This is a genomic window from Hephaestia caeni (assembly GCF_003550065.1).
Lineage (GTDB): Bacteria > Pseudomonadota > Alphaproteobacteria > Sphingomonadales > Sphingomonadaceae > Sphingomonas > Sphingomonas caeni_A.
This window is the reverse complement of sequence record NZ_QXDC01000003.1, coordinates 1,245,075-1,255,011: the sequence shown is the minus strand read 5'-3', so window position 1 is coordinate 1,255,011 and position 9,937 is coordinate 1,245,075. Positions and strand designations below refer to the sequence as shown.

At 63.3% G+C, this 9,937-nt stretch carries 7 protein-coding genes and 1 pseudogene; 3 read left to right on the top strand and 5 right to left on the bottom strand.

Annotated features, from left to right (window positions below; translation table 11 throughout):
* Positions 1 to 1,885 (bottom strand): TonB-dependent receptor (locus DFR49_RS14500; protein ID WP_147373705.1); only part of this gene is annotated, 1,885 nt, incomplete at its 3' end.
* A gap of 464 nt (positions 1,886 to 2,349) precedes the next feature.
* On the opposite strand from DFR49_RS14500, the gene DFR49_RS14490 reads away from it, so the two are divergent.
* The 3 genes and pseudogenes from DFR49_RS14490 to DFR49_RS22565 all read left to right on the top strand — a co-directional run bounded on the left by DFR49_RS14490 (position 2,350) and on the right by DFR49_RS22565 (position 3,802).
* Entirely contained in the window at positions 2,350 to 2,919 is a 570-nt protein-coding gene (locus DFR49_RS14490) for a hypothetical protein (protein WP_119036314.1), read from the top strand.
* Positions 2,920 to 3,223: 304 nt separating this feature from the next.
* Positions 3,224 to 3,484: pseudogene (locus tag DFR49_RS14485) on the top strand (transposase); the annotation flags it as partial.
* An 81-nt stretch (positions 3,485 to 3,565) separates the two neighbouring features.
* Complete coding sequence (locus tag DFR49_RS22565; RefSeq protein ID WP_425454948.1) at positions 3,566 to 3,802, top strand: IS3 family transposase; 237 nt, start codon at positions 3,566 to 3,568, stop codon at positions 3,800 to 3,802.
* Positions 3,803 to 4,414: 612 nt separating this feature from the next.
* Here DFR49_RS22565 and DFR49_RS14475 read toward each other — a convergent pair.
* The 4 genes from DFR49_RS14475 to DFR49_RS14460 form a co-directional block, all read right to left on the bottom strand.
* Entirely contained in the window at positions 4,415 to 7,255 is a 2,841-nt protein-coding gene (locus tag DFR49_RS14475; RefSeq protein WP_119036311.1) for a CHAT domain-containing tetratricopeptide repeat protein, read from the bottom strand.
* Positions 7,256 to 7,281: 26 nt separating this feature from the next.
* Entirely contained in the window at positions 7,282 to 7,860 is a 579-nt protein-coding gene (locus DFR49_RS14470) for a hypothetical protein (RefSeq protein ID WP_147373704.1), read from the bottom strand.
* The gene (locus tag DFR49_RS14465; RefSeq protein ID WP_119036309.1) at positions 7,857 to 9,131 is read right to left on the bottom strand and encodes a sensor histidine kinase; all 1,275 of its coding nucleotides are present in this window, start codon (positions 9,129 to 9,131) and stop codon (positions 7,857 to 7,859) included. The genes DFR49_RS14470 and DFR49_RS14465 overlap by 4 nt, the downstream gene beginning before the upstream one ends.
* Positions 9,132 to 9,203: 72 nt before the next feature.
* Positions 9,204 to 9,890 (bottom strand): response regulator transcription factor, encoded by a 687-nt coding sequence (locus tag DFR49_RS14460; RefSeq protein ID WP_119036308.1) that lies wholly within the window; start codon positions 9,888 to 9,890, stop codon positions 9,204 to 9,206.
* Positions 9,891 to 9,937 lie beyond the last annotated feature (47 nt).

The following is a 9,937-nucleotide window of genomic DNA, read 5'->3' as shown; positions in this document are numbered from 1 at the left end:
CTGGGTCAACCCAGCCCGTTGCTTCACCTGCGCTCATGCGCGACAACAATGGTCGGTCTCTGGTTGCCGCTGGATGAAAGCCGGGGGTCACGTCACGCGCAACCATTTCGGCCTCAATACCCTTAAGTTTCGATTCCGCCGCATTTCCGACAACGATGCCATTGGTCGCTGTCAATTGCGCGACCTGCAAATCCTTGTGATCGGTCTGGAAGGCAGACACGTTGAGTTGGATACGATTATCGGCAAAGCGCGACTTGACGCCAATCTCATAGCTCCAGGCGAATTCAGGATTGTAAGGAACCGCAGCGCTGGCACCGGTGGGCGCGATGCCCTGATAGCCGCCGCTTTTGTAACCGCGACTGACCGACGCATAGGCCATGATCAGATCGGTCACCTGCCACTCAATGCCACCGCGCGGCGTGAATGCGTCCCAGGATTTGGAGACGTCGACATCGTAAGGCGAGGTCAGCGGGATCGGAATCGCCGGTCCGGCGACGACCGTACCGCCGAGCGTGCCCCATTTCTTTTCCCAGGTCATGCGCGCACCGGCGGTCAGCGTCAGGTTGGAGAGAAGATTATAGTTGAACTGACCGAACAGCGCGACACTACGCGCGTCGATCGCCTGCGGATAACCGACGATCCCCGATTGGCTCGGCAACGGGAAATATTGGGTGATCGTCTGGTAGCGGCGGATCTGTTCCTTCAGATAGTAGGCACCAATCTGACCGCGCAGTGCATCGCCTGGATTGCCGATCGCCAAACGCAGTTCTTCGCTGAACTGCTTGTCATTCTCTCGGTCGCTCTGGATCGACTCAATCAGGAGAGGCGGATCGATCGGGCCACTGAAGAAGGGCGTGTACATCCGTAATTTCGCTGTGCGGAACGCGGTGAGAGAGGTGACCTCACCCAGCGGCGTTTCCATTGCCAATTCGGCGCGATAAATGTTGAGGTCGCGCTTTATGAAACCGTCGATGGTGGAGCTTGTGATCCGCGGATCGGGATTGTTGCCGACACAATGCAGCCCAGAGTTGAACGTGATGTCACACTCCTTGTCACGCGGCTGGGCGCGCTGATCCTGGCGGACCAGATCGACCGACACGGTGAGATCCAGTGATTCATTGGGATAGAAGCGGATCGCGCCACGCCCCGAACTGAGTGAAAGGTTGGGATTACGATTCCCAGTGGGCTCGTTGAGGTAGAAACCATCCCGGTTTTTGACTGCGAAGCTTCCTGACGCGAAAACCGTATCTGACAACGCAACATTCGCGCGGGCGAGCCCATCGAGCCGCTTGAAATTGCCAACTGTCATCTCGGCATGAACCCGCGTTTCCGGGCCAGGTTTTCGTAAAACGAAGTTGATCAGACCACCGATTGCGTTTTTGCCGAATAACGTGCCCTGTGGGCCGCGCAATACCTCAACCCGCTCCAGATCGAGTGCGTCCAGATCGGGCGTGCCACCGCGCCCGGCATAGATGCCATCGATGAACACCACCACTGACGGATCACCCGCAGCATTCTGGCTGATTCCCTGGGGGCTGCCGATACCACGGAGAGCAAAATTGGGCTCGACCGGGTTCGACTGGCCGGCGGTGAAGCCCGGTGTACGGACGGCAATGTCAGCGATTGTCTCGATGCTGCTCTGCTTGAGCTGTTCGCTGTCGAATGTCGTGACCGCAACCGGTACCTTCTGAAGATTTTCACTGACCCGCTGCGCGGTGACGACGATATCCATAAGGCCATCGTTGCCGCCAGGCTGTGCCGAGGCCTGCTCCGCCGGCTGCGTCTGCGCAAGGGCTGTGGCGGGCGCCAAGGCCAACGCAATCCCCAGCGCGACTGATGAAGCTCGTATCATTTTACCCTCCCATTTTTGTTTCGTTTGCGTCATCTTTGCGGACGCACTCAAAATGTCAAATATTTTTACGCAATGGCAGGTCACCTGACGCCAGTAGATTCACGGCAGGAGGCTGAAGCCTGGATTGCTGCCGCTTTGGTCGTTCAGATAGTTATTGATAGCTTGGTCGGAGATACTTCCGCCTATGGTGACGAAATACACTTTACCCAGAAACTCCGCCCCCAGCGATTCACGCTGATGAGTTATATTTTTTCGATATTTTGTATGATATAAATCATCTTTATGGAAAAATTAAGTAAATCTCGATCTCAATAATTGAGATTTAATACAGAAAATCTAAGCATTGTATTACGTATACTTGATTTATCGGTATATTTTAATTATCTATATTTATAAATATGAATTATTGTCAGATCGGCAGTTACTGAATCAAATCTTGACACAGGGCCGTGGAGCCGGAATTATGTCGTCAATTAATTTGATAATTGGAGACGGAAATGCTGGTTGCGGCCAAGGCACTGATGTTCGATTTTTATGGTAACGCTGCCGGCCAGTCCGACGCCGAGGCAACACCATTGACGGAGCGCTGGGATCTTACCGCGCGGCAGCGCTTGCAGCCCCCCTACCCGCATAATCACCTGCTTATTTCGCCGGTGAATCCGGGCGACACTTTCGCAGCGAGAGCAGGCACCACATTATCCGCTGGGCCCCTTTTGCCGCGCCACGAGTGGGACGGCGAGGCCAACGACGCGCGCACCCGGTTCGCCCTGCTAGCGCTCACCAACCCTAAGGACGGCCGGGAAGATGACTATGATCGCTGGTATTGGGATCGTCATTTCCCCGATGGCCGCCGTCTGCCCGGCTGCTTCGCCGGGCGGCGCTATTTGCTCGCAGAAGGAGGGGCAGGCCCCTATCGCCACCTTGCCATCTACCTTTATGATAATGACGACGTTGGCGACACGCTCGATGTCCTGCTGCGTATAGCCGGCACGCCCGAAATGCCCGGCAGCGACTCCATCTCACCTGGCCACGACGCTTGGTACGTCGAGCCACATCGGCGACCGTGACACCTCCTTTCGACAATCCCGGTGCGATTTGAAATTCGCCGATGCCCCGATGGAGCTACGCCCGGCCTACAACGCCAGGTATGGCGATATTCTCATCATCCAACGGTCGACGCGGGAATGCCCATCACCAGGACCAGGTGCAGCCTGTGAGGCATCTGCTACCTAATTCTCCACCGTCTGGCACGAGACCAATGCTAGCAATGAACTGCTACCCGTTCTTGGACTGACCTGCTGCCCGTTTTCTGGACCGTTTTGAGCCGGGGAATTCCAGTTATGATCGGGGGTCAAGGAAACGGAGCGCGTGATGAAGAGATCGCGGTACAGTGAAGCGCAGATCGCGTTCGTATTGAAGCAGGCCGAGGACGGCACGACGATCGGCGAGGTGCGCCGCAAGGCGGGTATCGGCGAAGCGACGTTCTATGCCTGGCACAAGAAGTACACTGGGCTGATGCCATCTGAGATGCGGCGGCTGCGGCAACTCGAGGGGAAGAATGGCAAGCTGAAGCGGTTGGTCGCTGACCTCTCGCTGGACAAGGCGATGTTGCAGGATGTCGTCCCGCGAAAGCTCTGAGGTCTGATCGGCCGGCGCCAACTCGTCGATGCCGTTCGCAGCACATGGCAGGTCAGCGTCAGGCGGGCGTGCGGTGTGCTTGGGGCGGAGCGATCGAGCTACCACTATCGTGGTTGCCGTGCCGATCAGGCCGACCCGAAGAAGCGGATGCGTGAGATCGCCGAGGCGCGGGTGCGTTACGGCTATCGGCGCATCCATGTGCTGCTCCGGCGGGAGAGCTGGGACGTGAATGCGAAGCGCATCTATGGAGAGGGGGGCTTCAGTTGCGACCGGGCCAGACGCGTGAAGGATTGGGAGCACTCGCGGAGGTAAGCTTTTCCGCTCTCGACCGTACGACACGGGTTCTTGCGGAATAGTTTTACGAACAACGGGATAATTGCCGCTATTAGCCACTGTCGCGCAGTGCAAAGGATACCAATCGTTGGAGCAACGCCCTGAAGCAGGAGGAAGCACAGAGCTTCGCCTTGTTCACGGCTCTTCTCGTTTCGGCGTGGGAGAACGCCGACACGCGCGAGCGAGCCCTGCTCAGCAGCGGGGTTGCGAAGCTGGGCCAGCGTATAGGCGTCGACTACAGGCTGGTAAGTTTGTCGGCCGAGGGCTTCGGGTTCAGATGACGGGCCGTGTTTCGCGCATGCGATCGATCGACACCCTTGTGGTCCCGTAATCGAATATCGGCGCCGGCAGCACGGCAATAGAGAACGGGTCGATTGATCCAGCGGGATTTATTGGGCATTTCCGTCAACATAGCTAACGTTTAATGTCCAAATTGGCTCTCCGAAACCGGTTGCTCAGTCATCTTAAGATTGAGCAATAAGGTTGGACGTATTGGCCGATCATGTGTGGTCTGCTGCCGGGTAGCAAGGCAACGATGCAGACTTTCGATGCGAGCCGAGATGCTTCAGCCCGAATGACTTGATCGCCAAATCAGCCCGAAAAAAGCTCAAATGGAGCCCAGAGCACCGGACTGTCGATCCTTGCTTCGCCGTCATTTCCCTTGCGAACCGTCAATATGGCGGCGCGCAGAGCTTCGGCGGACGTTTCGCCGTCGCGCATCCCGCGGACCGTGCTGACCGAGAGTCGCCGCGCGACATCGTCGCGGACGGGCCAGTGGCTCGCCATCACCTCGGTGGCACCGGCAAGGAAAAAGCCTTGAACGAGACCCGAGAGCTGGGGCCGATCGACGCCGGCCGCGCCTGCGCTGTTGCAGGCCGAAAGGATGACCAGGCGCGCCGGCAGGCTGAGTGCTCCGATCTCGCTCGGCGTGAGAAGCCCGTCGTCCTCTCCCGCCGGGTTGAGCAGAAGCGCCGGCTCGTCCAGGCCGTCGAACTCGCCAGGCAGCAGCCCGTGCGTGGCGAAGGCGAGGACCGACCCCGGTGGCACCGCGGCCGCGCGCAGGCTCGCCTCGGTCGCGTGATCGCCGATCAGCAGATGGTTGCTACCGGTCCCGAGCGCCTCCGCCAGTGCCCCCAATTCGCGCTCGGCATCGGGCAGATCGGGCAAGTCGACGATCGCGCGCGCACCGCCGCTCGATCGCATCGCCATCCGCTCGCCCGTCCGGCGGCCCTCCACGCCGCCGAGCGCCACCAGCGTGTCGATCGCGCCCGTTCCCGTTTCCGCGCGCTCGCCTCGTGGAGCGCGCACCAGCCGGCTGATCGCCATGCGATCGATCAGATAGGCCCCGCGCTTGCCCTCGGGCATCAGCATCCCGAACGGCAGGGCGCCGAGCGACCCATTGGCGATCACCGCCAACCGTTCCGTGTCCTTCAACATCACGTCGGCGTCGCGAGGAAAAAGCCCGGCGTAGAGCGCAGCGGCGGCGGCCGGATCGAAATCCGAAGCCGCACTGCCGTCGATCGCGGCGCGCAGCCGGGCGACGAGGCCCGCCAGCCGCGCCCCGTCTGGGATCAGATATTGCCTTGTTCCGGCATCCGTCGCCATCGTCGCCAACCATGACGGACCGAGATCGGTGAACATGACCGACGCGCTGCGCGGCGAAGTGGCGCCCGCAAACTGCGCGAGCGTCGACGGCGTGAAGACCAGCCTCGCCCGCTGCGCGGCCGGGAGCCCCGCATCGAGGTCGGCAATCGCCTGCCGGTTGTCGTCCAATTCGCGGGTCAGGCCGGCGAGATCGAAGGCAGCATCCGGGCGCGTCAGATTGGCGTCCAGCTTCGCCTCCAGCCCCTGCCGTGCGACGAGAAGCTGGCGGCGCCTGGCGACCGTTGCGGCGAAATCGAGTTCGGCGGTCGCTGCCCGCTCGCTTTCGACGATCGCGAGCGCATCGTCGAGGCTGCTCCGCGCTGCCCATTGCTGCGCCTCGAACGCATCCTCGACCGCGCCGCGCCGGGCGAAGAGTTCGGCAAGCCAGCGGTAAGCGGGTCGCTGGCGTTCTGCCTGCGCCGATCCACGCGCGAGATTGGCGTTTAGCGTCAGCGCGCCGAACAGTGCGCGCGCCTCCGTCACCAGGTCCGCCGCCGGCCTGCTATCGGCACGATCCTGCACCCGGAGCAGCATCGCACGTGCGACCAGCAGGTCGGGGTGCTCGGGCGGCAGCATCCGGCCGCGCAGCGCGACGGCCTCCGCCGCGGCCCGTTCCGCCGTCGTCCAATCGGCGTTAACGAAGGCCGCTTTCGCCAGATTGTCGCGCGCGTTGGCGCGGTCGCGGTGCCCCTCGGGCAAGCGCGCATCGCGAATGCCGAGCAATGCCTGCGCCAGCGGTTCCGCTTCCGCGCCGTGCCCGGTGTTGAGCAGTGCGATCAGCCGCGTGTCGCGGGCAACGAGCGCGCGGTCGCTCTGGGCGCCGAGCTGGGCGTCGATGATCGGCGTCGCCGCATCCAGAAAGGCGATCGCGTCGGCATCACGCCCGGCGCGGATTAGCGCCTGTGCGAACTGAACGCGCATCGCCGCACTGTTCTGGTTGGGGCCGCCGTTTGCCCTCTCGGTCAGTTCATAGGCGCGGCGGATCATCGGCATCGCGTCGTGCGGGCGGCTGACACGCAGCAGGATCGCGCCGAGATTGGCATAGAGATTGGCCATCATCGGATGGTCGGCACCGATCGCGGTGCCAACGCGGGCAATGGCGTCCTGCGCCGTCGCGATCGCTTCCTCGGTGCGGCCGGCCGAATAGAGATAGACGGTGCGATTGGCGTTCCAGATCGCGACGTCGGCGGGAACCGGATCGAGCGTCAGCGCGAGATCGATCGCCTGCCGGTTGCGCGCAAGCGCATCGTCGAGCCGGCCATGTTCGAGATAGGAGGCCGCGAGATTCGACAGGGTCGTCGCATAGTCGCGTTCGTTGCGGCCGTTGGGAAGCGCTTCATAATCGGCGATCAGCCGCTCGTTGAGTGCCAGCGCCGCGTCATGTTCGCCCTTGAAATTGAGGATATAGGCGCGCGCACCGAGCGCATTGCGCCAGCTCCCACGATAGGCGGGGTCGGCCTCCAGTCGCGGGATCACGCGATCGACGATGGCGAGCGCGGCGTCCATCTCGCCGGCGAAGGCAAGCGCCATCCCGACATGCAGTTCGCCGAGCGCCACTTCGGGATGATCGGCGGGGTAGAGGCGCTTTGCCTCCGCCAGCGTCTCGTTCGCCAGCGCGCGATATCCGGCGGGATCGGCGTCAGCCGTCGCGGCGTCGAACTGCGCCGTCAGGGCATCCAGCCGGCGGCGATCGACGGTGCCGTCCTGTGCCCACGCCGTCGCGCTGCATGACAGCGCCACGGCAGCGCACGCCAGCCGCACCGCGCGGTCGATTTCCCCCCTCACCATTTCTTCTCCCCCCGAAAAAGCAGACCCTAATCGACCACCAGATAATAATGCGCCGTCGCCGCGCCGCCGTTGACGATCTCGATCCGGTAGCGCTGCGTGAAGACGGGCGTGAAGCGACAGTCGCGCGTATGGGCAGGTGAGCGGTCGCAGACGAGCTTGCCCGCGCGGTCGAAGATTTTGAGCCGCAGATTCTTTTGAGGCCGCGAATTGGCGGCGACCGTCGCCGCCTGCCCAGACAGGAACAGTTGATCCATGCGCCGCGCCGCGCCGGGCGCCAGCGTGCCGCGCGCATAGCCGGGCCCGAGCGCGCGGCCGCGCAACGGCGGGCCGGCATCTGGCAGCGCGGCGCGCCAGCGACGAACGGGGTCGGGCGCATCGCCGTCGATGAGGCGAGGCCCTTGCCGCTCGATCCGCTTCACCGCCGCGGCAAGCGCGGCACGATCGCCAGCTTCGAAAGCCGCGTCCGCAGCCAGCATGTCGCGGGCGAGCCGGCTGGCCGGGGACGCGACTGCCTCCCCGTTCGCTTCGATCGCCCGCGGCGCAGCACAGGCGGAGAGGAGCGTCAGGACCGTCGCGGCGCCCAGCCCGGTCGCCTTCACTATCATGTTCCCTGTTCCTTCACGACGAATCTGGCGCCCCGGGCCGACGGCAAAAGAGCGATGGTCAGATCGTGCCGTTCGGCGATCGCTCTTGCGAGCGCCAGGCCAAGCCCGCTCCCCGGCGAATCCGATGCCTCGCCGCGACTGCGGTAGAAGCGCCGGAAGATCTTCTCGCGATCCGCCTCGGCAATGCCGGGGCCATCGTCCTCGACGGTCAGGACTGGCCCCTGGCCAAGCGAAAGCCGGATGGTGCCGCCTTTCGGGACATATTTGAGCGCGTTGTCGAGCAGATTGGTCACGAGCTGGGTCAGTTGCATTTCCTCTCCGTCGAACAGCACGCCGGGCGCGATATCCCATGCGAACATATGGCCCGATTCCTCGGCGCTGTCGGCATAGAGTTCGCAGATTCGCGTGACCATTTCGCTGAGGTTGAACCGCTTGAGACCGTGACGGTCGCCCTGACGAGCCTTGCTGGCGGCAATATCGAGCAGCGATTCGAGCATCGCCACGAGGCGCTTGATGTCGGCGCGCCCTTCGAGCAGCCGTGCGGCGACGATGTCGCCGGGATCGGCGGCCAGCGCCCTGGTCAGCCGTCCGTCGAGATGCGTCAACGGCGTGCGTATCTCGTGTGCGATCTGGTCCGATGTGTCACGATACGCCTCCACCAGCCGCTTCTGCCGCGCAAGCGCCGCGGCACTATGCTCGGTCAGTTCGTCGATTTCGTCGGTTCGCCGGCGCGGCGTCATGGCGGTCAGCCGCTCATCGTCGGAGTCGCGAAAGGCATTGTTGAGGCGCTGGATGCGCCAGTGCAGCCGTCCAGCGGCCGATTTGCCCAGCGCGCCGACCAGCAGCACGAACAGCGCGCCGCCGCCGAGAAATGCGACGGCGACATGGCGGCGCAGCGCACCGTTATCCGACGTCTCGCGCGCGACCAGCAATTGCAGGTTCGGCGCCAGCCGGGTCGCGCGCGCATAGGCGCCCGTCCCTTCGCCAACCCGGATCGCGCCGCTTTCGGAAATCGCCGGATCGAGCTGCGGCCATTGGTGAATGTCGCCCGCGATGCGCCGTCCGGTCGCGTCGGCGAGCATGTAGTGCGGCGCGCTGCCGTCGCGCGGGGTGATCGCGAGCCGGTCGGCGATCCTGCGCTCGAGTTCTTCGCGGCCGCTGGTCGCATAGATGTCGGCGAGGCCGGCGAGATCGACGTCGATCGCCCGACGCGCCGATGTCTCGAGCGTCGACCGGATCGTCTGGTCGGTCAGCGTCCACAGCCCCAGCACCAGCGCGACGGACAGGAAAATCGCGACGGCGACGAGGCGCGAGAAGATGGAACGGCGGGCGGCGATGGGCGGTTACCTCCCGTCCAGCAGGCGATAGCCCGAGCCCCAGATCGTTTCGAGCGCCGGGGTCGCGAAGCCGTCCTCCAGCTTACGCCGCATCCGCCCGACATTGACGTCGACGACGTTGGTCTGCGGATCGAAGGACATGTTCCATACGTCCTGCAACAGCATCTCGCGCGTTACGACCTCGCCCGCATTTTCCATGAAATAGCGAAACAGCTCGAACTCGCGCGGGCTGAGCGCAAGATGCCGATTGTCGCGAAAGGCGGTGCGCGCCTTCACATGGCACTCGAAGGCGCCATAGAGGATCACCGCGCTATGCTCGCGGCCGGTCGCACGCCGGTGCAACGCGCGCAGGCGCGCCAGCAGCTCCTCGGCCTCGAACGGCTTGGCCAGATAATCGTCGGCGCCGGCGTCGAGCCCTTCGGCGCGGTCGGTCGTGCGGCCGAGCGCCGACAGCATCAGCACCGGCGTGCCGACCCCGCTTTCGCGCAGCCGCTTCAGGATCGTCAACCCGTCGAGATCGCCGAGCATGCGGTCGAGGATGATGACGTCGAACTTTTCCAGCCCCGCGCGCAGCAGGCCGCCCGATCCGCTGCGTTCCCAGACGACGATATCGCCGCACTGCCCGGCCAGTTCCTGAACCTCGCCGGCGGCGCGTTGATCATCCTCGACGTACAGAATTTTCAGCGTTTCCATGCTGTTGGCGCAGTCATTCCCCAAAGATTGCGACCCCGGCCCTTGTG